At 71.5% G+C, this 21,304-nt stretch carries 23 protein-coding genes; 16 read left to right on the plus strand and 7 right to left on the minus strand.

What is annotated here, in order from left to right:
* Both VFZ39_RS07275 and VFZ39_RS07280 read left to right on the plus strand, forming a co-directional pair.
* Positions 1-1,083: NAD-dependent succinate-semialdehyde dehydrogenase (locus VFZ39_RS07275; protein ID WP_330865069.1), on the plus strand; the 1,083-nt coding region annotated here is incomplete at its 5' end.
* An 18-nt stretch (positions 1,084-1,101) separates the two neighbouring features.
* Positions 1,102-2,073 carry a DUF2332 domain-containing protein gene (locus VFZ39_RS07280; RefSeq protein ID WP_330865070.1) on the plus strand — a complete coding sequence of 324 codons (972 nt, stop codon included), beginning with the start codon at positions 1,102-1,104 and terminating at the stop codon, positions 2,071-2,073.
* Position 2,074: 1 nt separating this feature from the next.
* On the opposite strand, the gene VFZ39_RS07285 is transcribed toward VFZ39_RS07280, so the two are convergent.
* From VFZ39_RS07285 to VFZ39_RS07300, 4 genes are all read right to left on the minus strand, one after another.
* Positions 2,075-2,461 (minus strand): FBP domain-containing protein, encoded by a 387-nt coding sequence (locus tag VFZ39_RS07285; protein ID WP_330865071.1) that lies wholly within the window; start codon positions 2,459-2,461, stop codon positions 2,075-2,077.
* 24 nt (positions 2,462-2,485) lie between these two features.
* Positions 2,486-3,400: a helix-turn-helix transcriptional regulator gene (locus VFZ39_RS07290; protein WP_330865072.1), complete on the minus strand. Its 915-nt coding sequence runs from the start codon at positions 3,398-3,400 to the stop codon at positions 2,486-2,488.
* A 69-nt stretch (positions 3,401-3,469) separates the two neighbouring features.
* Positions 3,470-4,039 carry a maleylpyruvate isomerase family mycothiol-dependent enzyme gene (locus VFZ39_RS07295; protein ID WP_330865073.1) on the minus strand — a complete coding sequence of 190 codons (570 nt, stop codon included), beginning with the start codon at positions 4,037-4,039 and terminating at the stop codon, positions 3,470-3,472.
* Between the two features lie 15 nt (positions 4,040-4,054).
* Positions 4,055-5,050 (minus strand): sigma-70 family RNA polymerase sigma factor, encoded by a 996-nt coding sequence (locus VFZ39_RS07300; protein WP_330865074.1) that lies wholly within the window; start codon positions 5,048-5,050, stop codon positions 4,055-4,057.
* Positions 5,051-5,268: 218 nt separating this feature from the next.
* Here VFZ39_RS07300 and VFZ39_RS07305 point away from each other — a divergent pair, with 218 nt between their 5' ends.
* Positions 5,269-6,606, plus strand: coding sequence for a GH1 family beta-glucosidase (locus VFZ39_RS07305; RefSeq protein WP_330865075.1), 1,338 nt, complete (start codon positions 5,269-5,271; stop codon positions 6,604-6,606).
* A 43-nt stretch (positions 6,607-6,649) separates the two neighbouring features.
* On the opposite strand, the gene VFZ39_RS07310 is transcribed toward VFZ39_RS07305, so the two are convergent.
* Positions 6,650-7,807, minus strand: a complete 1,158-nt coding sequence (locus VFZ39_RS07310; RefSeq protein WP_330865076.1) for a MalY/PatB family protein — start codon at positions 7,805-7,807, stop codon at positions 6,650-6,652.
* Positions 7,808-7,865: 58 nt separating this feature from the next.
* On the opposite strand from VFZ39_RS07310, the gene VFZ39_RS07315 reads away from it, so the two are divergent.
* The 11 genes from VFZ39_RS07315 to VFZ39_RS07365 all read left to right on the plus strand — a co-directional run bounded on the left by VFZ39_RS07315 (position 7,866) and on the right by VFZ39_RS07365 (position 17,959).
* A complete protein-coding gene (locus VFZ39_RS07315; RefSeq protein ID WP_330865077.1) occupies positions 7,866-8,354 on the plus strand; it encodes a DUF4396 domain-containing protein in 489 nt (162 codons plus the stop codon).
* A gap of 28 nt (positions 8,355-8,382) precedes the next feature.
* Complete coding sequence (locus VFZ39_RS07320; RefSeq protein WP_330865078.1) at positions 8,383-9,264, plus strand: ABC transporter substrate-binding protein; 882 nt, start codon at positions 8,383-8,385, stop codon at positions 9,262-9,264.
* A 110-nt stretch (positions 9,265-9,374) separates the two neighbouring features.
* On the plus strand, positions 9,375-10,151 hold the full coding sequence (locus VFZ39_RS07325; protein ID WP_330865079.1) for an amino acid ABC transporter permease: 777 nt from the start codon (positions 9,375-9,377) through the stop codon (positions 10,149-10,151).
* Positions 10,148-10,888: an amino acid ABC transporter ATP-binding protein gene (locus VFZ39_RS07330; protein ID WP_330865080.1), complete on the plus strand. Its 741-nt coding sequence runs from the start codon at positions 10,148-10,150 to the stop codon at positions 10,886-10,888. Before VFZ39_RS07325 ends, VFZ39_RS07330 begins: the two co-directional genes overlap by 4 nt.
* 188 nt (positions 10,889-11,076) lie before the next feature.
* A complete protein-coding gene (locus VFZ39_RS07335) occupies positions 11,077-12,243 on the plus strand; it encodes a CaiB/BaiF CoA transferase family protein (RefSeq protein ID WP_330865081.1) in 1,167 nt (388 codons plus the stop codon).
* Positions 12,240-12,983 (plus strand): glutamine amidotransferase, encoded by a 744-nt coding sequence (locus tag VFZ39_RS07340; RefSeq protein ID WP_330865082.1) that lies wholly within the window; start codon positions 12,240-12,242, stop codon positions 12,981-12,983. Before VFZ39_RS07335 ends, VFZ39_RS07340 begins: the two co-directional genes overlap by 4 nt.
* On the plus strand, positions 12,980-14,437 hold the full coding sequence (locus VFZ39_RS07345) for a flavin-containing monooxygenase (protein WP_330865083.1): 1,458 nt from the start codon (positions 12,980-12,982) through the stop codon (positions 14,435-14,437). Before VFZ39_RS07340 ends, VFZ39_RS07345 begins: the two co-directional genes overlap by 4 nt.
* 197 nt (positions 14,438-14,634) lie before the next feature.
* Positions 14,635-16,095, plus strand: coding sequence for a DEAD/DEAH box helicase (locus VFZ39_RS07350; RefSeq protein WP_330865084.1), 1,461 nt, complete (start codon positions 14,635-14,637; stop codon positions 16,093-16,095).
* Between the two features lie 99 nt (positions 16,096-16,194).
* A complete protein-coding gene (locus VFZ39_RS07355; protein WP_330865085.1) occupies positions 16,195-16,392 on the plus strand; it encodes a CsbD family protein in 198 nt (65 codons plus the stop codon).
* A 65-nt stretch (positions 16,393-16,457) separates the two neighbouring features.
* Positions 16,458-17,096: a DUF5701 family protein gene (locus VFZ39_RS07360; RefSeq protein ID WP_330865086.1), complete on the plus strand. Its 639-nt coding sequence runs from the start codon at positions 16,458-16,460 to the stop codon at positions 17,094-17,096.
* A 170-nt stretch (positions 17,097-17,266) separates the two neighbouring features.
* Positions 17,267-17,959: a type II CAAX prenyl endopeptidase Rce1 family protein gene (locus VFZ39_RS07365; protein ID WP_330865087.1), complete on the plus strand. Its 693-nt coding sequence runs from the start codon at positions 17,267-17,269 to the stop codon at positions 17,957-17,959.
* On the opposite strand, the gene VFZ39_RS07370 is transcribed toward VFZ39_RS07365, so the two are convergent.
* Both VFZ39_RS07370 and VFZ39_RS07375 read right to left on the minus strand, forming a co-directional pair.
* Positions 17,949-18,851 carry an NAD(P)H-binding protein gene (locus VFZ39_RS07370; protein WP_330865088.1) on the minus strand — a complete coding sequence of 301 codons (903 nt, stop codon included), beginning with the start codon at positions 18,849-18,851 and terminating at the stop codon, positions 17,949-17,951. The two genes, VFZ39_RS07365 and VFZ39_RS07370, sit on opposite strands and share 11 nt — an antisense overlap.
* Before the next feature lie 24 nt (positions 18,852-18,875).
* Positions 18,876-19,604 carry a MerR family transcriptional regulator gene (locus VFZ39_RS07375; protein ID WP_330865089.1) on the minus strand — a complete coding sequence of 243 codons (729 nt, stop codon included), beginning with the start codon at positions 19,602-19,604 and terminating at the stop codon, positions 18,876-18,878.
* A gap of 142 nt (positions 19,605-19,746) precedes the next feature.
* On the opposite strand from VFZ39_RS07375, the gene VFZ39_RS07380 reads away from it, so the two are divergent.
* Together VFZ39_RS07380 and VFZ39_RS07385 are read left to right on the plus strand one after the other, a co-directional pair.
* Positions 19,747-20,958, plus strand: a complete 1,212-nt coding sequence (locus VFZ39_RS07380) for an acetyl-CoA C-acetyltransferase (protein WP_330865090.1) — start codon at positions 19,747-19,749, stop codon at positions 20,956-20,958.
* A gap of 117 nt (positions 20,959-21,075) precedes the next feature.
* On the plus strand, positions 21,076-21,304 hold a 229-nt coding region (locus VFZ39_RS07385; protein ID WP_330865091.1), incomplete at its 3' end, for a hypothetical protein.

Raw genomic sequence — 21,304 nt, forward strand, 5'->3', positions numbered from 1 at the left:
CGGATCCACGGCCGGTGGATGCAGGCGCCGGCGGGTGGTTCGCGGCTGCTGACGGTCCGCAAGCCGGTCGGGCCCTGCCTGTTCCTGACGCCGTGGAACTTCCCGATCGCGATGGGCACCCGCAAGATCGGGCCGGCGGTCGCCGCGGGTTGCACGATGGTCATCAAACCGGCGGAGCTGACGCCGCTCACGATGCTCGCGCTCGCCGGGATCATGGCCGAGGCCGGACTTCCCGACGGCGTCCTGAACGTCGTGACGACCAGCAACTCGGCGGCGATGAGCAGCACCTTGATGGCCGACGAACGGCTGCGGAAGGTCAGCTTCACCGGGTCGACCCCGGTCGGGAAGATCCTGGTCCGGCAGTCGGCCGACCAGCTCCAGCGGATGTCCATGGAGCTCGGCGGCAACGCGCCGTTCCTGGTCTTCGAGGACGCGGACATCGACGCCGCCGTCGACGGCGCGATGATCGCCAAGATGCGCAACATGGGCGAGGCGTGCACCGCGGCCAACCGGTTCCTCGTTCACGAGTCGGTTGCGGGCGAGTTCGCCGAGAAGCTCGGCGCCCGGATGGGTGCGCTGACCGTCGGCCGGGGGCAGGACGACGGCGTCGACGTCGGCCCGCTCATCAACCCCGACGCGGTCGAGTCGGTCGCGGGGCTCGTGACCGACGCCGTCCACGACGGCGCGAAGGTCGTCACGGGCGGCACGGTGCCCGACGGTCCCGGCTTCTTCTACCCGCCCACGGTCCTGACCGACGTGCCGGCCGACTCGCAGATCAACCGCGAGGAGATCTTCGGGCCGGTCGCGCCGATCACCACCTTCGCCTCCGAGCAGGAGGCGGTCGAGCGCGCGAACTCGACCGAGTACGGCCTCACGTCGTACGTCTTCACGCGGGACCTGGCCCGGACCGTGCGACTCGCGGAGTCGCTCGACTTCGGCATGGTCGGCGTGAACACCGGGCTGGTCTCCAACCCGGCGGCGCCCTTCGGCGGGGTGAAGGCAAGCGGCTTCGGACGCGAGGGCGGCTTCGAGGGGATCGAGGAGTACCTCGACACGACGTACGTCGCGATCCCGGCCGACTGACTGCCCCGCTCCGACATCGTGGAGCTCTACACCGACGTGGCGCGGCAGTACGCCGACTTCGCGCTGTACGCCGAGGACTCGCCCTGCTTCCGAGACTGGGCGCTGCGGGTGGCCGAGGACTCCGAGCTGCTGGCGTGGATCGCGACGCTGCCGCCTGTGAAGCAGCAGCCGAACCTGGTGTTCGCGGCCGCCCGCTGGCACGACGTCCGCGCCCCGGGACCGTACTCCGCGCTGCGTGAGGCGCTGCTCGCCGACGACGGGACGATCCGGGCGACCGTGCTGAAGCGGGCGACCCAGACCAACGAGGTCGGTCGGCTGGCGACCCTGACGCCGTTCCTCGCCGAGCTCGGGCCGCGGCTGGCTTTGCTCGAGGTCGGCGCGAGCGCCGGACTCTGCCTGTACCCCGACCGGTGGTCCTACGCGTGGTCGACGCCGCACCGGACCGTGACGGCCGGCTCCGGGCCGCGGCTCGAGTGCGAGGTGACCGGACCCTTCCCCGACCAGGTGACTCCGCCGGAGGTCGCCTGGCGGGGCGGCATCGACCTGAACCCGCTCGACCCCACCGACCGCGACGCGATGGCCTGGCTCACCACCCTCGTGTGGCCCGAGCAGGACGACCGGCGTCAGCGGCTCGAGGACGCCATCGCCATCGCTCGCGCCGACCCCCCACACCTGGTGGCCGGCGACCTGCTGGAGACGCTGCCGACGCTGGTCGAGGAAGCGGCCGGCCACGCCCCGGTCGTGGTCTTCCACAGCGCGGTGATCGCCTACCTCGAGCCCGATGACCGGGACCGGTTCGCCAGGATGATGTCGCGCCTGGTGGAGGCGGGTGCGTGCCGCTGGATCAGCAACGAGGCTCCGCAGGTGCTGCCGACCGTGAGCGCCACGGCGGCCGACGGGCCGGACCTGCCGGGCCGGTTCGTGCTCGGCGTCGACGGTCTCGCGCGGGCCCGCACCCACGGGCACGGCGCCTCGATGGTGGTGCTCTGAGTCAGACGAGCACTCGAGCCAGGAACGCGTCGAGGTTCGCGCGCAGCCGGGCGACCAGCTGGTCCACCGGCAGGGTCTCGCGGAGGCGCGGGACCCCGGAGCTGCGGAGGCTCCGCCCGTAGAGGGAACACGCCAGGTCGCGGCACAGGTACACGCCGGCCGAGTCACCGCGCTTCCCGGCGGGACCGGTCTTGCGGGCGACAGTCAGGGTCACGGCGGTTCCGTTGTGCGGCGTGAGGCACACCTGGCACATGGCGCTGCGCCGCCCGAGGAAGTCCAGCGACTCCCACGGCACCAGGTCGAGGTCGGGCAGCGCCGCCCGCTTGGCCTCGCCCTGGGAGCAGTTGACGAAGGCGGCACGGATCTCGCGTGCGGTGAGCGGGTGCACCGGTCCGACGGTAGTCGGAGCTCCTCAGGGCAGCCGCAACACTTGCGGCAGCTGTGCCCGACCGCTGATCTCGAGCTTCTTGTAGGCGTGCGAGAGGTGCCCCTCGACGGCCTTGACGCTGATCCTGAGGTGGTCGGCGATCGCCCGGTTGGTGCTGCCGGTCGCGGCGAGGGTGCAGATCAGCAGCTGGGCCTGGGTGAGGCGCTCCATCGCTTCGGTGCGGGGCAGCTTCGGCTGCTCGTCGAGCCGCTCGAGGAGCCGCCGGACGCGGACGTGCAGCGGCCACAGGTCCTCCACATCGGCGTACTCCTCCGCCTCGCGCAGCAGCGCCACGGCCCCGAGCCGGTCGCGACCGGTGAGGGCCAGCAGGCCGGCCAGGTCGGTGGCGACCTGTGCGGCGAGGCGCTCGAACCGTCCCGTGGCGAGCGCGTACGCCTCGCGCAGCTGGCCCTCGATGTCGACCGTGGCGCAGACGGCGGCGCTCGTGCGCAATGCCCCGGCCAGGTGGTACGGCGAGCCGGCGGCCCGGGACAGCGCGAGCTGCTCCGTCGCGAGCTGTTCGCCATCGGCTCGGCGACCCAGCCGGATCAGGCTCAGGGCCGCGACCTGCCGCCAGGGCAGTGCGTCGGAGTCGACCTGGTGGGCCCGAGCCACCGCCTCGGCGTCGCGGTCGGTGGCGGCGGCGAGCTCGGCGAGCGCGAGCGACCGCCGGGCCGCGTCGTCGGTCGAGAGGTTCCCGCGCGCCGACAGCGCGCTCCCCGCACGCCCGGCGAGGTCCATCTCGCCGCGCGCGAGCCGACACTCCACGAGGAGGGCGAGTGACTCGACCGACGGCGGGGTGTCCGCGAGCAGGTGGTCGAGGGCGGCGGAGACCCGCCCCGCCCGTACCAGATGCTCGCCGACACCCGTGGCCGACGCGGCGAGCGGGGTCACGGGCATGCAACGAGGGTAGAGATCTGGCCCGCCGGGTGCGAGCAAACGCGCGAAACAGCGTCTGCTCGGTGACGCTCAGGTCTCACCCGCGGAGTCGCGTGAGCGGCCCAGGAACCCGAGCAGCAGCGTGGACTCGCTGTCGCCGGGGGGCGGGGAGACGGGCGGGGCGAAGCACGCCGGCCGCAGTGGGCCGACGGCCACCTCGACGGCCACGTCGAACAGCGGCGCGGCGAGGTCGACGGGGACTGCGGTGGGCCGACCGAGCGTGGCGTGGACGTCCCAGCCGTGCAGCGTGACCTCCAGCGCGGCGGCGGACAGCAGCTTCTCCGCGGCCAGTCGCCGGTCGCCGACCTCGACCACGTCGACGGGTGGGTCGAGCCACCAGGCGAGCAGCGCGCAGGCCTTGGCCCGCACCGACTCGACGCGACCGTCCCCGAGCGAGGGGTCCAGGCCCACCCGGCCGGTGGTCGCCTCGATGTAGGCGTCCAGGGCGTCGTCCATGTGCTCCAGCAGTCGGCGCAACGGCCAGCCGTGGCACGGAGTGGGGAGCGCCGCGTGCTCGGGGCCGACTCCCGCCAGCGCCAGCCGGGTGTAGGCGAGGGAACGGTCCAGGAGCTCGACAGCGCCCGTCAGGGCGGTGTCCATCGTCTGCTCGTCGGCTCAGTCGCGGTAGTCGGCCGGCAGCCGGTCGGGGAGGCCGAATCTGGCGAACACCTCGCGGCCGAAGAACGCACTGACGTGCTCGACCCGTTCGCCGTCCAGCTGCAGGACCTGCATGTGGAAGGGTTCGAAGTCGCCGTCCCGGGTTCGCATGTAGAGGCCGAAGGCGGGCTGGCCGTTCGCCTCGGTCCGGATCATCGGCATGTCGTGGTGACCGCCCGGGCACTTGGTGTCGATCAGGACGCCGATGTTCGCGGCGCCGTGGTACCAACCGGTGTACGGCGGCATCTCCCACGTCGCCTCGGCCGTCAGCAGCATGACGATCCGGTCGATGTCCTTGTTCCAGAACGCCTCGACATACTCGCTGAGCAGCTGCTCCTGGGTGTCGGTCAGGGACGACGTGACCTGGTCGGCGTCGAGCTGTTGCTTGTCGAGCTGGGCGTGGGCCCGCTGGAGCGCGGAGTTGACGGCGGCCGACGTGGTGTCGAGGGCGTCGGCGACCTCGGCCGCCGACCAGCGGAGGACGTCGCGCAGGATCAGCACCGCCCGCTGCCGGGCGGGCAGGTGTTGCAGCGCGGCGACGAAGGCGAGCCGGATCGTGTCCTTCTCCTCCACCTGGACCGCCGTGTCGGGGATCGGCTCCAGCCACGGGATCTCCGGCTGGGCGTCGAGCGGGTCACGGACGTCGGACTCGGTGGCGCCCAGGCCAGTGGGCAGCGGCCGACGAGGTCGGCCCTCGAGGTTCGTGAGGCACACGTTGGTGGCGATCCGGTAGAGCCACGTGCGCACGCTGGAGCGCCCCTGGAAGTCCGCGCTCGCCTTCCAGGCGCGGAGCAGCGTCTCCTGCACGAGGTCCTCTGCCTCGTGCACCGACCCGCTCATCCGGTAGCAGTGCGCGAGCAGCTCGCGCTGGTAGCGCTGGGTCAGGGCGTCGAAGTCGTCCAGCTCGGCTGTCGGGGTGGTGCTGGGCTCCGCTGTCACAGTGGCTGTCCTCATGGGCCGGCTCCTCGGACTCTCGTCAGTCTGCCAACGGGTACGACTCCCGTCGACCTCGAAACTCATCGGTCGCCGTCGATTTCCTGCCGATCCTGATGCTGGGACCAGCCGGGTGGCTGCGGCCAGCGACATCCGGCCGGGTGCACTCCGAGTTCTCGCTCCGTGAACAAACCGTGATTCCCCGGCGGGCGCGACCACCCATGCACAAGGATGGGGCCGTGTTTCCTCAGCTGCCCCCTGGCTTCCGCTTCGGCACCAGCACTGCGGCGTACCAGATCGAGGGCGCCATCTCCGAGGACGGCAAGGGTCCCAGCATCTGGGACACCTTCACCGCCGAACCGGGCCGGATCCTCGACGGCAGCAGCGGCGAGGTGGCGTGCGACCACTACCACCGGTGGGAGGAGGACGTCGCGCTGATGCGTGACCTCGGCGCTCCCGGCTACCGGTTCTCCATCTCGTGGCCGCGCGTGGTGCCCACCGGCTCCGGCGAGGTCAACAAGCCGGGGCTCGCGTTCTACGACCGGCTGGTCGACCGGTTGCTGGAGGCCGGCCTGGAACCGATGGTCACGCTCTACCACTGGGACCTGCCGCAGGGCCTGCAGGACGACGGCGGTTGGCTCAACCGCGACACGATCCACCGGTTCGCCGACTACGCCGGGATCGTGGGCGAGGCGCTGGCGGACCGGGTCGCGCATTGGATTCCGATCAACGAGCCGAACGTCGTCACCATGATGGGATACGGCACTGGCGAGCACGCCCCGGGCTGGAAGCTCACCTTCGACGCCCTCCCAGTGGCTCACCACCTGATGGTGGCGCACGGCCGCGCCGCCATCGCGCTGCGCCAGGCGGGCGCGACCAGCGTCGGCTGCGCCAACAACCACGCTCCGATCTGGCCGGCCAGTGAGCAGGACGCCGACGTCGGCGCCGCCAAGCTGTTCGACGCGCTGTGGAACGGGACGTACCTCGAGGCGATGCTGCTCGGCCGCTACCCGTTCGACCTGATGCCGTTCATGGAGGAGATCGCCGAGCCGGGCGACTTCGCGACCATGCGGCAGCCGCTCGACTTCTACGGCATCAACTACTACAACCCGCTCCGCGTCGGGGCGGCGCCCGAGGACGCCGAGCTCCCGTTCGAGTTCCGCGAGCTGCTCGGCTACCCGACGACCGGCTTCGGGTGGCCGATCGTCCCCGACGCGCTGCGCGAGTGGCTGATCATGTTCCGCGCCCGCTACCGCGCCGCGCTACCACCGATCGTGATCACGGAGTCGGGCTGCTCGTTCGCCGACTCTCCGGACGCGGCCGGCGAGGTCGACGACCAGCAGCGGATCGACTACCACGACGCCCACTTGCGGGCCGTCGCCACCGCCATCCAGCGCGGCGTCGACATCCGCGGTTACTACGCGTGGTCGCTCATCGACAACTTCGAGTGGGCCAAGGGCTACACGCAGCGATTCGGACTCGTGCATGTGGACTACGAGACCCAGGTACGGACCCCGAAGAAGTCCTTCGCCTGGTACCGCGACCTGGTCGCGGCTCAGTCCCAGCACGCGGGTTGAAGGGGCGGGTAGCCCAGCCTCGGCCACCGGGTGAGAGGGCGCCCTAGGCGTCCACCGTCACCGCCAGTCGCCGTACGATCTCGACGAGCCGCTCCGGCGACGTCGCGATGTTCACCCGCACATGACCGGTGAGACCGGGCTGGTAGCGGTCGCCGGCCTCGACGTGGAGCCGGCCCTTGTCGAGCGCCAGGGTGGCCGGGTCGTCGTGGCCGTAGCCGCGCAGGTCGAGCCAGGCGAGGTACGTCGCCTCCAGCGGCCGCATCCGCGCCAGCGGCAGCTGCTGCCGCAGCTGCGAGGTGAGCAGCCCGCGCTGCCGGTCGAGCCGCTCCACCAGCGACGCCAGCCACTCATCGCCCTCGGTGTAGGCGGCCACCGCGGCCACCTCACCCAGCGGGGACCACGAGTTGTTGCGGCACATCGGCTCGGCGAGCAGCCGATCGCGCGCGGCCGGATCGGCGGTCACGAGTTGCGCGCAGCGCAGACCCGGGGTGTTGAACGCCTTGCTGGCCGCCGTCACCGTGACCGCGTGGTCGGCGGTGCCCTCGAGCGCCAGGTACGGGACGTGGCTGGCGCCCGGCAGCACGAGCGGTGCGTGGACCTCGTCACTGATCACCCGCGCCCCGTGCCGCACGACGACGTCGCGGATGGCTTCGAGCTCGGCCCGGGTGTAGACGTGGCCGAGCGGGTTGTGCGGCTGGGTGAGCAACAACGTGCGCGCACCCCGGGAGAACAGGTCGTCGAGCCGGTCGAGGTCGAGCGTCGCCTGCCCGGCGTCCGGGTCGAGCGGCAGCTCCCAGGTCTCCCGACCGGAGAGACCGGCGATTCCGAACTGAGGGTGGTACGCAGGTGTGGGCAGCACCATCGGCCCGTGGTCGCTCAGCGCCTCCAGGGCGATCCGCACCCCGGCCGTGACGTCGACCGTGGCCAGCACCTGCTCCGGGTCGACCGGCCAATCGAAGTGCCGGGCCGCGAACCCGGCCAGGGCCGCGCCGAGCGGGCCCCCACTGGAGTGCGCCGGGTACCCCGTGATCCCCTGCGCTGCGGCCCGCTGCAGCGCCTCAGCCACCGGGGGCGCCAGCGCGTAGTCCATCTCGGCCACCCACGCAGGCAGCACGTCGGGGTCCTGCGTGCCCCACTTCAGCACCAGCGCGCGCCGCGCCTCCTCGTCGGTGAAGTCCCGGATCAGCCCTGTCGAGGTCACGGGACCGACGCTACAGACCGGCCTGGGTAGATACGGGAGGGGGGTATAGTGTCTGGCCATGGACTCCTGGCGGACCGCGATCTCGGCCACGTTGCACTGCCTCACCGGCTGCGCCATCGGCGAGGTGCTCGGCATGGTGCTCGCGACCTGGTGGGGATGGGGCGACGCCGCCTCGATCGCTCTGGCCGTCGCCCTGGCCTTCTTCTTCGGCTACCTCCTGACGTTCCTCGGCGTACGGCGGTCGGGGCTCGGGATCCGGCAGGCTGTGCGGGTCGCCCTGGCCGCCGACACGCTCTCCATCCTGGTCATGGAGATCGTCGACAACGCCTTCCTGCTGGCCGTTCCCGGTGCGATGGAGGCGACGCTGCGCAGCGGCCTGTTCTGGGGCTCGCTCGCGGTCGCCCTCGCGGTGGCCTTCGTCGTCACCGTTCCCGTGAACAAGTGGCTGATCGACCGCGGCAAGGGCCACGCGGTCGTCCACGAGATGCACGGGCACGCGCACGGGGACAGTCACGAGCAGAAGCACGGCGCTGGACACCGGCACTGACCGGGTCGTTCCGCCCTACGATCTGGCCATGAGAACCCGTCAGGCACTCACCCTTCTCGCGCTGGTCTCGGTCCCGTTCGGCATCGCCGGCTGCGCACCGGCCGACGAGGAGCCGGACGGGAATGCTGCTGCCGAGCCCACCCCCACCGCCGAGGACCAGTGCGCGACGGAGAATCTCGCGCTCCTCGAGCCCGGGACGCTCACGATCGGCACGGACTCCCCGGCGTTCCCGCCGTGGTTCCAGAACGACAAGCCGTCGAACGGCAAGGGCTTCGAGTCCGCCGTGGCCTACGCCGTCGCGGAGGAGCTCGGCTTCAGCGACGACCAGGTGACCTGGGTCACGGTGCCCTTCAACAGCTCCTACAAGCCGGGTGAGAAGAACTTCGACTTCGACATCAACCAGATCTCGATCACCCCGGAGCGAGCCGAGGTGGTCGACTTCTCCGACGGCTACTACGAGGCGGCCCAGGCCGTGATCGCCCTCGACGACACCCCCATCGCAGACGCGACGACCGTGGCCGAGCTCGCTGACTTCAACCTCGGCGCCCAGACCGGCACCACGTCGCTCACCGTGATCCGCGACGTGATCCAGCCCGCGAACGACCCCGCCGTCTTCGAGGACACCAACGCCGCCAAGCAGGCACTCCTCAACGGTCAGGTCGACGGCATCCTCGCCGACCTGCCGACCGCGTTCTACATCACCGCGGTCGAGATCCCGGAGGCGACGCTGATCGGCCAGTTCAAGCCGGAGACCGGTGAAAAGGAGGAGTTCGGGATGCTCTTCGAGAAGGGCAGCGAGCTCGTCCCCTGCGTCAACGAGGCCCTCGCGGCGCTGCGCGACGACGGCACGCTCGACCAGATCGAGCAGGAGTGGCTGTCCGACGTCGTGGACGTGCCCGAGCTCCAGTAGATGACCGGCTAGTGGGTCCCGACCGGAGCGTCGAGCGGGCCGCTCCCTGGCAGCCGAGTGACCGCGAGCTCGCGCGGCGGGCGGTGCGCCGGCGACTGCGGTTGCGGTCGATGGCCATCTCCACGGGCCTGGTCGCCCTGGTCGTGGTGGTCGTCGTCCTCGTGGTCGGCAGCTCACCCGGCTGGCCCCGCGTCCGCGAGACGTTCTTCAGCTGGGAGCACGCCAAGGCGTCGTTCCCCCTGATCCTGGACGGCTTCTGGCTCAACGTGAAGCTGTTCATGATCTGCGAGGTCTTCATCCTGCTCCTCGGCCTCGCGGTGGCGCTGGCCCGCACCGCCCGCTCGCCCTGGTTGGCGCCGGTGCGGGTCGCAGCGGTCGTGTACACCGACCTCTTCCGAGGCATCCCGACGATCCTGCTGATCCTTCTGCTCGGGTTCGGCGTGCCCGCACTGCGGCTGCAGGGGCTGCCGACCGACCCGTTCCTGTGGGCGGGGGTCGCGCTGGTCCTGTCCTACGGTGCGTACGTCGCCGAGGTCTATCGCGCCGGCATCGAGTCGATCCACCCGTCCCAGGTCTCCAGCGCGGTCGCCCTCGGGCTGTCCCGGCCCCAGGCGCTCCGGTTCGTCGTGGTGCCGCAGGCGGTGCGCCGGGTCGTGCCGCCGCTGCTGAACGACTTCGTGTCGCTGCAGAAGGACACGGCGCTGGTCTCGACGGTCGCGGTGTTCGACGCCGTCTTCCAGGCGCGCGACTACACGGCGTTCAACTTCAACTACACGCCGTACGTCGTGGTCGCCTGCTTCTTCGTGGTGCTCACGGTGCCGCTGGCCCGGCTGACCGACTGGATGCAGCGGCGCTGGGCCGAGCGCGAACGAGCAGGTGCCCTGTGAGCGGCCCGCCCCTGCTGAAGGTCACCGGGCTCCGCAAGGCGTACGGCGAGCGGGTGGTGCTCGACGACGTCGACCTCACCGTCGATCCGCACGACGTGATCTGCCTGATCGGCTCGTCCGGATCAGGCAAGTCGACGTTGCTGCGCTGCCTCGACCTGCTCGAGGAGATCGATGACGGGGTCATCGAGCTCGAGGGGCGTGAGATCTCCGATCCGCGGATCGACCAGCGAGCGGTCCGGCAGCGGATGGGCATGGTCTTCCAGGCCTACAACCTGTTCCCGCACCTGAGCGTGCTCGACAACGTCACGTTGGCCCCGCGCCGGGTGCACGGCGTGCCGCGAGCCGACGCCGAGGAGCAGGCGCGTGAGCTGCTGGGCCGGTTCGGGCTGGCCGACCAGGCCGAGAAGCACCCGGACCGGCTCTCGGGCGGCCAGCAGCAGCGGGCCGCGCTGGTGCGCGCGCTGGCCACCAAGCCGGCGCTGCTGCTGCTCGACGAGATCACCGCCGCTCTCGACCCCGAGCTGGTCGGTGAGGTCCTCACGATCGTCCGGGACCTGGCCGCGTCCGGCACCACGATGCTGCTCGCCACCCACGAGATGGAGTTCGCGCGCGACGTCGCCACCCGCGTCTGCTTCCTGGACGGCGGTCGGATCCTCGAGTCCGGGCCGCCGGCGCAGGTCTTCACCGAGCCGCGGGAGGAACGCACCCGCCAGTTCCTCCGCCGGATCCTGGGTTGATCTGAGTGCGGACGCGCGCGGGGCAGGGCCGCCTGCTGCCGACGATTGGGCAGATATCGCACTCTGGCGCGGCGTGTCGCTGCCGTTTGGACACAAACGGCAGCCCAGCCGCCGCAGCCAGCGAGCACGTGTTCGGCCACCGATCACACCCGGTTGACCGTGACAGTGGTTCTGTCATGATCGGCGGCATGGCCGACGACACCAGGCTCGAGCTCGGGCACGGCACCGGGCCGCTGCGCGGCGTGAAGGTCGTCGAGCTCGCCGGCATCGGCCCGGGACCGCACGCGTGCATGACGCTGGCCGACCTCGGGGCCGACGTGATCCGGATCGAGAAGCCCGGTGGCGTGATGTTCGGCAGCGGCCGGTACGACGTCCTCACGCGCGGCCGGCCGAGCGTGGCGCTCGACCTCAAGCACGACGAGGCGATCCGCACCGTCCTCGACCTGGTCGAGCGGGCTGACGTGCTGGTCGAGGGGATGCGTCCCGGTGCCGCCGAGCGGCTGGGTCTCGGCCCCGACGACTGCTGGGCGCGCAACCCTGCCCTCGTCTACGGCCGGATGACCGGCTGGGGCCAGGACGGACCGTGGGCGCAGACGGCCGGCCACGACCTGAACTACATCGGACTCAGCGGGGTGCTCCACGGCCTCGGACAGGACCGCACCCGACCGCACTTCCCGTCCAACCTGCTCGGCGACTTCGGCGGCGGCTCGGCGTACCTCGTGATCGGCGTGCTCGCCGCGCTGCTCGAGGCCCGCGCCAGCGGCCGGGGCCAGGTGGTCGACGCCGCGATCGTCGACGGCACCGCCCACCTCAACACGCTCGGCGCCACCCTGGCTGCGGTCGGTGTCCAGTCCGAGCAACGGCGCAGCGGGCTGCTCGACGGCGGCGCCCCCTTCTACGACCTCTACGAGACCGCGGACGGCCGGCACGTCTCGGTCGCCTCGCTCGAGCCGCAGTTCTACGACGCCCTCCTCGATCGGCTCGGCCTCGCCGACCGCGCGCCCGACCGCGACGACCCGGCCGACACCGAGGCGCTGCGTGACTTGCTCGCCGAGACGTTCCGGCAGCGGACCCAGGCGGAGTGGGCGGAGGTGTTCGACGGAAGCGACGCCTGCGTCGCGCCGGTGCTGCCGCCGAGCGAGGCCGTGACGCACCCCCACCTCGCGGCACGGGGGACGTACGTCGAGATCGACGGCATCACCCAGCCGGCCCCCGCACCCCGTTTCAGCCGCACCCGGCCGTCGGTGTCGATGCCGCCCGCGGCGCCCGGGGCTCATACCCGTGCCGCTCTCGCCGCCTGGGGCACGACCGACGTCGAGGCGCTGATCGAGGCCGGCGCTGCCGTGCAGGCATGAGCCGCGTGAAGCCGTTCCTCTTCCTCGGGACGCGCGCCGAGGACGAGGCCGCGGACAACGAGTACGACGCGGTGCTCGCCCAGTCCGGGCTGGCCGAGGGTCAGCTGTGCCGGCTGCGGCTCGAACGCGAGGAGCTCGGTGTCGTCGACCTCGACGCGTGGTCGGGCATCCTGCTCGGAGGCGGCCCGTTCAACGTCAGCGACCCCGAGGAGGAGAAGTCGCCGATCCAGCAGCGGGCTGAGGCGGAGCTGGCCCAGCTCGCCGAGCAGGTGGTCGCCGCCGACTTCCCGTTCCTCGGCGCCTGCTACGGCATCGGGGTGCTCGGCCGGATCCGCGGAGGGGTCGTCGACCGCACGTACGGCGAGCCGATCGGCTGCGTCGAGGTGACCCTGACCGACCATGGCCGGGCCGACCCGCTGCTCGCGATGCTTCCCGACTCCTTCGACGTCTTCCTCGGCCACAAGGAGGCCGTGCTGCAGCTCCCCACCGGCGCGGTCCGGCTGGCCGGGTCTGGTGCCTGCCCGGTCCAGGCGTTCCGGCTCGGCGGGAACGTCTACGCCACGCAGTTCCATCCCGAGCTCGACGTCGAGGGGCTGTGCCTGCGGATCGAGACCTATCGCGAGTACGGATACTTCCCACCCGACCAGGCCCAGAGCCTGATCGACCTGGCCCGCCGCAGCGTCGTGACCGAGCCCCCCAAGATCCTTGCCGCCTTCACCGAGAGGTACGCCCGCGCATGACCCCGCCACCCACCCCCGTGCACGTCGACGTGCTGATCATCGGCGCCGGCCTCTCCGGCATCGGCGCCGCAGCCCGGCTGACCCAGGAGCACCCGCAGCGCAGCTACCTGGTGCTGGAGGCGCGCGCGGCCAGCGGCGGAACGTGGGACCTCTTCCGCTACCCCGGCATCCGCTCCGACTCCGACATGTTCACGATGGGCTACCGGTTCCGGCCGTGGCGCAGCAACCAGGCGCTCGCCGACGGTCGATCGATCCTGGAGTACGTGCGCGACACCGCGCGCGAGTACGGCGTCGACGGGCGGATCCGCTACCGGCACCGGGTGGTCGACGCCGACTGGGACAGCGCCACCGCGCGCTGGACGGTCACCGCCGAGACTCCTGACGGACCGGTCACCTTCACCGCCGGCTTCCTGTGGGCGTGCACCGGCTACTACGACTACGACGAGCCCCACCGGCCCGAGCTTCACGGGTCCGAGCGGTACGGCGGCGTGATCGTCCACCCGCAGCACTGGCCTGAGGACCTCGACACCACTGGCAAGCGGGTGGTCGTGATCGGCAGCGGGGCGACCGCGATGACCCTGGTGCCGTCGCTCGCCGACGCGGGCGCGGCGCACGTGACGATGCTGCAGCGGTCGCCGACCTACGTGCTCCCGCGGCCCGCGGTCGACGGGTTCGCTCGGGCCGTGCGGCGCTGGCTGCCCGAGCGCGCGTCGTACGTCGTGACGCGGTGGAAGAACATCCTGCTGGCCCTCGTCAGCTACCAGCTCAGCCAGCGCGCACCACGGCTCGCGAAGCGGCTGATCCGGCAGGCGACGGCGAAGCAGCTGCCCGAGGGGTACCCGGTGGACGTGCACTTCAGGCCGTCGTACGACCCGTGGGACCAGCGGCTCTGCCTAGTCCCCGATGGCGACCTGTTCCGGACCATCCGCGAGGGCACCGTCAGTGTCGTCACCGACACGATCGAGTCGCTCACCGAGACCGGCGTGCGCGTCAGCTCCGGCGAGGAGCTGCCGGCCGACGTGGTTGTGACCGCGACCGGCTTCGACCTCAAGCTGATCGGCGACGTCGTGCTCGGTGTCGACGGCGAGAAGGTCGATCTGCGCGGCCGGATGACCTACCGCGCGCTGATGTTCGGAGGCGTCCCCAACTTCGCCTTCACGATCGGCTACACGAACGCGTCGTGGACCCTCAAGGCCGACCTCGTCGCCGACTACGTGTGTCGTGTGCTGGCGCACCTGGACCGGAACGGCTACCGGGCCGTGGTGCCGGTGCCCGACGCGACCGTGGGCCCGGCGCCCTTCATGGACTTCACGCCCGGCTACGTGCTGCGCTCCCAGCACCTCCTTCCCAAGCAGGGAGATCGCGAGCCGTGGCGGCTTCGCCAGAACTACCTGTACGACGTGCGAACGATCCGTCGCAGCCCGATCGACGACGGTGTGCTGCACTTCACCTGACCCCGAAGCCGCGGCGATCCCGCGGTATGTCGGGCCGTGCCCTAGGCTCTGCTCAACAGTCCGTCCAGTCTTGCCTCGGACTCCAGGCGCCCGGTCCCGGTCGCCGCTCACGACTCGTGAGAAACGCAGCAGCCTCGAGCTGCCGGCGCCGCCCCCGGCGGACGCGCGTTGGTGAGACACCAACCGAAAGACCTCTCTTGACCACCCAGACCTCCCCTGCCCAGACGTTCGACGCGCTGGGCGTCCCCGCCTCGCTCTCGGCCGTGCTGGCCGATCGCGGCATCACCGTGCCGACCCCGATCCAGACCGCGACCCTGCCCGACTCGTTCGCGGGCCGCGACGTGCTCGGCCGCGGTCGCACCGGCTCCGGCAAGACCTACGCCTTCCTCCTCCCGCTGGTCGCCCGGCTCACCGCCGGCGACCGCGCCGCCGCGCGACGCCCCCGGGCGCTGATCCTCGCGCCGACCCGTGAGCTGGTCGGGCAGATCCACGCCGCCCTGCAGCCGCTGGCCGCCCAGGCCGGGCTGACCACCCTCACCGTCTTCGGCGGCGTCGGACAGCACCCGCAGGTCGTCGGGCTCCGAAAGGGCGCCGACGTGGTCGTCGCCTGCCCCGGCCGGCTCGAGGACCTGATCGGCCAGGGCCACTGCGACCTCGGTGCCGTGGAGGTGACCGTGCTCGACGAGGCGGACCACATGGCCGACCTTGGCTTTCTGCCCTCCGTACGGCGACTGCTCGACAGGACCCCGCGGGGCAGCCAGCGGTTGCTGTTCTCGGCGACGCTCGACAAGGCGATCGACGTCATCGTCAAGCGGTTCCTGGTCGACCCGGTCACGCACGAGGCCGACTCCGCCCAGTCGCCGATCTCCAGCATGGCCCACCACGTGCTGCACCTGCAGCGCGAGCACCGGCTCGCCGTGCTGATCGGACTCACCAGTGCGCCCGGTCGCACCGTCGTGTTCACCCGCACCAAGCACGGCGCCAAGGCCCTGGCCCGGCAGCTCAACCGCAGCGGCGTCCCCAGCGTCGAGCTCCACGGAAACCTCGGCCAGAACGCGCGTACCCGGAACCTCGACGCGTTCCACGGTGGCGCCGCGTCGACGCTGGTCGCGACCGACATCGCGGCCCGCGGTATCCACGTCGACGACGTGGCGCTGGTCGTGCACGCCGATCCGCCGGTCGAGCACAAGGCCTACCTGCACCGCTCGGGTCGGACCGCCCGGGCCGGAGCGGCCGGAACGGTCATCACGCTGATGACCGACGACCAGGTGCGCGACGTGCGCACCCTCACGCGACAGGCCGGCATCAAGCCGGTGACCACCCGCGTGCAGAGCGCCGACCACCCGATCCTGGTCCAGCTTGCTCCAGGTGAGCGCACCCTGGTGGCCGGCGGCTACGCGCCGTCGGGTGTCGGGGCGAGCGGCTCGGACGGCGAGCGGCGTGGACCTCGTGGCGAGGGAGGTGGCGGCGGTGGCGGCCGAGGCTCCCGTGGTCGCGGCCGAGGCCGCGGTCGCGGCCAGGCCCACTCGGCGGCGAAGCGCTCCGGAGGGAACCGCCCGAGTGGGAACCGCTCCGGTGGTCAGTCGCGGAAGCCGAACGCCGGTCGTTCGAGCGGGTCGGGGTCGCACAGCGCCGCCGGCTTCAGCGGCCGCCGCTGACCTCTCCGGCCCGACGTACCACGCTCATCTCTCTTGGGGTGTGGTCGGCCGGTCGCGGCCCGTGGTGAGGTGAGGAACACCCACCACAAGGAGCTAGCCATGGGCATGGAAGACAAGGCGGCGCACCAGGCCGAGGACCTCAAGGGGAAGGCCAAGGAGGCGACCGGCAAGGCGACCCGCAACGAGCGACTCGAGGACGAGGGCAAGGGCGACCAGCGGTCCGCGGCGCTGAAGGGCGCGGGCGACAAGGCCAAGGACGCCACCCGCGACGCGAAGGACGCGTTCAAGAAGAAGTGACAGCGGTGCGGGAACTCCGGTGGTCGGCGACGCGTTCTACCCGCGCCGCCCACCACAGGAGATCCGTGACCTACTCACCTCTGTTCACCGCTCAGGTCGACCGCCTCGTCTCACTCGGGTACGCCGGGCTGGCGGGTCTGACCGAGTCCGACTTCCGTGCCCGGCTCGCGCCGCTGGAGGAGCGCGTCCCCGTCGCCACCGGTCCCGTCGACGCGGCTGAGGGCCGGGTGCCGTGGGTGCTCGTCGTCACTCGCGACCTGATCCCGCCCGAGCCGCGGGTGCCGCTGCTGCGGCTCGCCGGCGGGCGCAAGCCCGGCGTGGTCGACCGCAACCATGGCGAGGGCGACCTCGCGACGTACTACCCGCTCCCCGAGCTCGGCGTGCCCGACACGCTGGCGTACCTCCTGCTCGACGTCGAGCGCGGTGAGGAGTTCTGCGGGGTGAAGCCTGAGGACGCACTGCCCGTCATCCGGGGTCGTGGTCGCACGCCGCTGACGATCGACGAGGGCATCGCCCTGGTGACGCAGGCGCCGGAGCTGCTGGTGAAGAACCAGTGCTTCATGCTGTCCGGCTCCCGGCGACCCGACCGTCGCGTCCCCGCGCTGTGGATCAGCGAGCGGGCACCGAAGCTCGGCTGGTGCTGGGACGGCAACCCCCACACCTGGCTCGGCGTCGCCAGCGCCGGTGGTCGCTCCGGGCCGTAGCCTGGCGCTCGGGTGCGGGGCTGCGCCGCGCCGTTTGGACACAAACGGCAACGACACGCCGTCCCGCCATGCCGGATGTGACCAATCGACGCCTGCCGGCCCGCCAACCGCGCGCGCCCGCCGTTTGTGTCCAAACGGCAAGCGCCGCACCGCCCCGTAGAGTCGCCGGCGTGCATCTGTGGCTGCGTCGTGCGCTGTGGGACCAGGTGCCCCGCGACCACCGCGACAGCCCGACCGCACTTCGCCGGCGGCAGTGGGTCACCGGCACGGTCGTCGTCCTCGGCGGGGTGGTGCTGGGGGTCAGCCTCCGCACCGAGCCGGGGAGCCCGGAGTTCTACCTCGGCTCGCTCGGCCTCTCCGCAGTCTGGGCGATCGGGGCGTTCCTTTCAGGCCCGCTCCACCTCGGCCGGATCCTCCACCCCGAGCGCGACCCGGTCCGGCCGGTGGTGACGCCGGTCGTGCTCGGGCTGGCGCTGGCCGGGATGTTCGCGGTCGGGGGCCTGGTGGTGCGCGAGATCCCCGCACTCGCCGGACAGGTCGACTCGGTCGTCGACTACGCCGACCAGGGCGCGCTCCCGCTTCTCGTGCTGATCACGGCGGTCACCGGCGCGGCCGAGGAGCTGTTCTTCCGCGGCGCCGCCTACGCCGCCGTCCCGCGCTACCCCGTGCTGGTCACCACGGCGCTCTACACCCTGGCGACCTACGCGACAGGCAACGTGATGCTGACCTTCGCCGCGGCTCTGTTGGGGCTGCTGGTGGGTCTGCAACGACGCGCGTCCGGCGGCATCCTCGGCCCGATCCTCACCCACGTGTCGTGGTCGCTCTCGATGCTGCTCGTGCTGCCGATGCTCTTCAGCCCCTGAGCGAGGCCTCCTCGAGCGCCCGGCGGACCGCCTCGTCGTACGGCAGCGGATCGCCCGGCACGAGCTCCTCGATGCTGCGGTCGGTCACCACGACCTTGGTCCCCATCGACGCGATCAGGTTGCGACCGGTCGTGACGTCGACGTCGGTGACCAGGGCCAGCCAGTACGACGACAGGCGCGGCGTCAGGACCGGCACCTTCAGGATCGGCACCCGTTGGCCGGTCGTCACCTCGGAAGCCACCTGGAGCATCTCGAGGTAGGTCATCTGCTCCGGTCCGCCGATCTCGAAGACCCGGCCGTAGGCCTCCTCGAGCCCGGTCACGCCGACCAGGTAGCGGATCACGTCGTCGGCGGCGATCGGCTGGGTCGGGGTCGAGGCCCAGCGTGGCACCACCATCCCCGGCAGGTTCTTCACCAGCTGCCGGGTCAGCTCCCACGAGATGCTGCCCTCGCCGACCACGATCGCGGCGCGCAGGACGGTGACCGGGACCCCGGTTCCGCCCAGCAGGACCTCGACCTCCCGGCGCGACCGGAGGTGCGGCGAGAGCTCCTCGTCCTCGTCGCCGAGGCCGCCGAGGTAGACGATCTGGCGCAGCCCGGCCTCGGCCGCCGCGACCGCGAAGTTCCGGGCGGAGTCGGCGTCCTTGCGCTCGAAGTCGGCGTCATCGAGAGAGTGCACCAGGTAGATCGCGACGTCGGTGCCGGCCAGGGCCTCGACCAGCGAATCCGGGTCAGAGACGTCACCGTGGACGGAGTCGCCGGGGCCGTCGTACGAGCGGGGGTCCCGCGTCATCGCCCGGACGTCGTGACCGGCCTCGAGCAGGGCCGGGACCAGCCGCCGCCCGATGAACCCGGTGGCGCCCGTGACCAACACCGTCAGCGCCTCGTCCATGTCGCCACTGTACGGAGAGCGCGGTCAGCGGGAACGCTGGGCGATGCCTTCGCGCTTGGTCTCGTCCATGGCGGCCTCGTACGCCGCCACCAGGGACGCGACCGACAGCGGCTTCAGCCGCTCCACCACCTCACGCAGCTTCTCCGGCGAGGCACCCGACTCCTTGTAGAGCGGCCAGACCATGGTCCGGAACAAGTCGTAGAGCTCCTTGGCGATCTGGCGACCGTGTTCGGCGTACACGTCGGCGGCGGCGAGAGCGGCCTCGGTCGGGAAGCCGAGGTCCAGCAGGCCGAGGCCGACCGAGAGCTGGGAGAGCGAGACCTGGTACCGACCCCGGCGTTTGGTCCGCAGCACGATCCCCAGCGCAGCCAGGGTCTCGAGGTCGGCATCGGTCAGCCTCCGCCCCGCGCGCTTGTCGAGGTCGGCGCGGCTCATCTCGGCCGGCGCCTCCGACTGCCACGGCGCGAGCATCGCGCGGTGCAGCGCGATGTCCTGCGGGGTCGCGTCCGCCGGGATCCTCGACAGGTACCGCTCGATGGCCGCGAGGGTGAAGCCGTGGCTCTGCAGCTCCTGCAGCAGCTCGAGCCGCGCGACGTGGTCAGGGGTGTAGTACCCGGACCGGCCGCGACGGATCGGCGGAGGAACCAGTCCCTTGGTGGTGTAGAAGCGGACGTTCCGCACGCTCAGCCCGAGCCGGCTGGTCAGCTCGTCCAGCGTGAGCAGCTCACGCAGCGACTCCACACTCTCCTCCACCGCACGCTCCTACCGGTCGGTCCCCCGTGGGGTGACGTGTGCCACGTTGACGACTCTGACAGTATCGGTGTCACAATCGAGGGAGGCAAGCGTCTCCATCCGACGCGTCACCAGCAGCACGGACGACACCCCGAGGACGGCCATGGCAGAAGCATTCGTGTACGACCACATCCGGACGCCGCGGGGGAAGGGCAAGGCCGCCGGCGCCCTCCACGAGGTGAAGCCGATCGACCTGATCGTCGGACTGCTCGAGGAGGTCAAGAGGCGCAACCCCGGCCTCGATCCTGCCCGGGTCGACGATGTCGTCCTGGGCGTCGTGACCCCGATCGGCGAGCAGGGCGGCGACATCGCGAAGACCGCCGCGCTCGCAGCGGGCTATCCCGAGACCGTGGCCGGCGTGCAGCTCAACCGCTTCTGCGCGTCCGGCCTCGAGGCCGTCAACCAGGCGGCCGCCCGGGTCCGATCCGGGTTCGAGGACCTGCTCCTCGCCGGCGGCGTCGAGTCGATGAGCCGGGTCCCGATGGGGTCCGACGGAGGTGCGTGGGCGGCCGATCCCGCCACCGCGCTGACGACCGGCTTCGTCCCCCAGGGCATCGGCGCGGACCTGATCGCGACCCTCGAGGGCTGGACCCGCGAGGACGTCGACGCGTACGCCGCCGAGTCGCACCAGCGCGCCGCCAAGGCCTGGGCCAACGGGTACTTCTCCGACGCGGTGGTCCCGGTCAAGGACCAGAACGGCCTGACCGTGCTCGACCACGACGAGCTGATCCGCCCCGGCACGAGCGTCGAGGGCCTCGCGGGGCTCAAGCCCAGCTTCGCCCAGATCGGCCAGGACGCCGGCTTCGACGACGTCGCGCTCGAGAAGTACCACTGGGTCCCGGAGATCGACCACGTCCACCACGCCGGCAACTCCTCCGGCATCGTCGACGGCGCGGCGATCATGGCGATCGGCTCCGAGGAGGCCGGCCGGGAGCTCGGCCTGACCCCGCGCGCCCGGATCCTGGCGACCGCGGTGTCGGGCGCCGACCCGACGATCATGCTGACCGGCCCCGCACCCGCGTCGCGCAAGGCGCTGGCGAAGGCGGGCCTCGAGGTCGGCGACATCGACCTGTTCGAGATGAACGAGGCGTTCGCCGCGGTGGCGATGCGGTTCATGAAGGACCTGGGCATCAGCCACGAGATCACCAACGTCAACGGCGGCGCGATCGCGATGGGCCACCCTCTGGGCGCGACCGGCGCGATGATCCTCGGCACCCTGATCGACGAGCTGCGGCGGCGTGACCAGCGCCGCGGCCTCGCCACGCTCTGCGTGGGCGGTGGCATGGGTGTCGCCACCATCGTCGAGCTCGTCTGACCGTCGAGTCGCGCGTGTGCGGCGTACGAGTCGCGGATCTGCGGCGCACGCCCTGCCGCAAGGGCGCGACTCACGTGCCGCAAGCGCACGATTCAACTTCTTGAAGGAGACCGGAGCATGACCACCAGCCAGACCGAGACGCAGAGCGCCGTCCGCTACGAGCGCGACGAGGACGGGATCGTCACCCTCACCCTCGACGACCCGACGGCGAGTGCCAACACCATGAACGACCTCTACCGCGAGTCGATGCGGGCCGCCGTCGCGCGGCTGTACGACGAGCAGGAGCAGGTGACCGGCGTGGTGGTCACCAGCGCGAAGAAGACGTTCTTCGCCGGCGGCAACCTCA

The sequence above is a fragment of the Nocardioides sp. genome (assembly GCF_036374615.1).
Lineage (GTDB): Bacteria > Actinomycetota > Actinomycetes > Propionibacteriales > Nocardioidaceae > Nocardioides.

Coding starts and splice junctions, on each gene's coding strand:
- VFZ39_RS07290 (WP_330865072.1), bottom strand. CDS start 3,400: ATGCCCGTGACCCCGCTCGCCGCGTCGGCCACGGGTGTCGGCGAGCAT.
- VFZ39_RS07295 (WP_330865073.1), bottom strand. CDS start 4,039: ATGGACACCGCCCTGACGGGCGCTGTCGAGCTCCTGGACCGTTCCCTC.
- VFZ39_RS07300 (WP_330865074.1), bottom strand. CDS start 5,050: ATGAGGACAGCCACTGTGACAGCGGAGCCCAGCACCACCCCGACAGCC.
- VFZ39_RS07315 (WP_330865077.1), top strand. CDS start 7,866: ATGGACTCCTGGCGGACCGCGATCTCGGCCACGTTGCACTGCCTCACC.
- VFZ39_RS07320 (WP_330865078.1), top strand. CDS start 8,383: ATGAGAACCCGTCAGGCACTCACCCTTCTCGCGCTGGTCTCGGTCCCG.
- VFZ39_RS07325 (WP_330865079.1), top strand. CDS start 9,375: ATGGCCATCTCCACGGGCCTGGTCGCCCTGGTCGTGGTGGTCGTCGTC.
- VFZ39_RS07335 (WP_330865081.1), top strand. CDS start 11,077: ATGGCCGACGACACCAGGCTCGAGCTCGGGCACGGCACCGGGCCGCTG.
- VFZ39_RS07340 (WP_330865082.1), top strand. CDS start 12,240: ATGAGCCGCGTGAAGCCGTTCCTCTTCCTCGGGACGCGCGCCGAGGAC.
- VFZ39_RS07345 (WP_330865083.1), top strand. CDS start 12,980: ATGACCCCGCCACCCACCCCCGTGCACGTCGACGTGCTGATCATCGGC.
- VFZ39_RS07355 (WP_330865085.1), top strand. CDS start 16,195: ATGGGCATGGAAGACAAGGCGGCGCACCAGGCCGAGGACCTCAAGGGG.
- VFZ39_RS07370 (WP_330865088.1), bottom strand. CDS start 18,851: ATGGACGAGGCGCTGACGGTGTTGGTCACGGGCGCCACCGGGTTCATC.
- VFZ39_RS07380 (WP_330865090.1), top strand. CDS start 19,747: ATGGCAGAAGCATTCGTGTACGACCACATCCGGACGCCGCGGGGGAAG.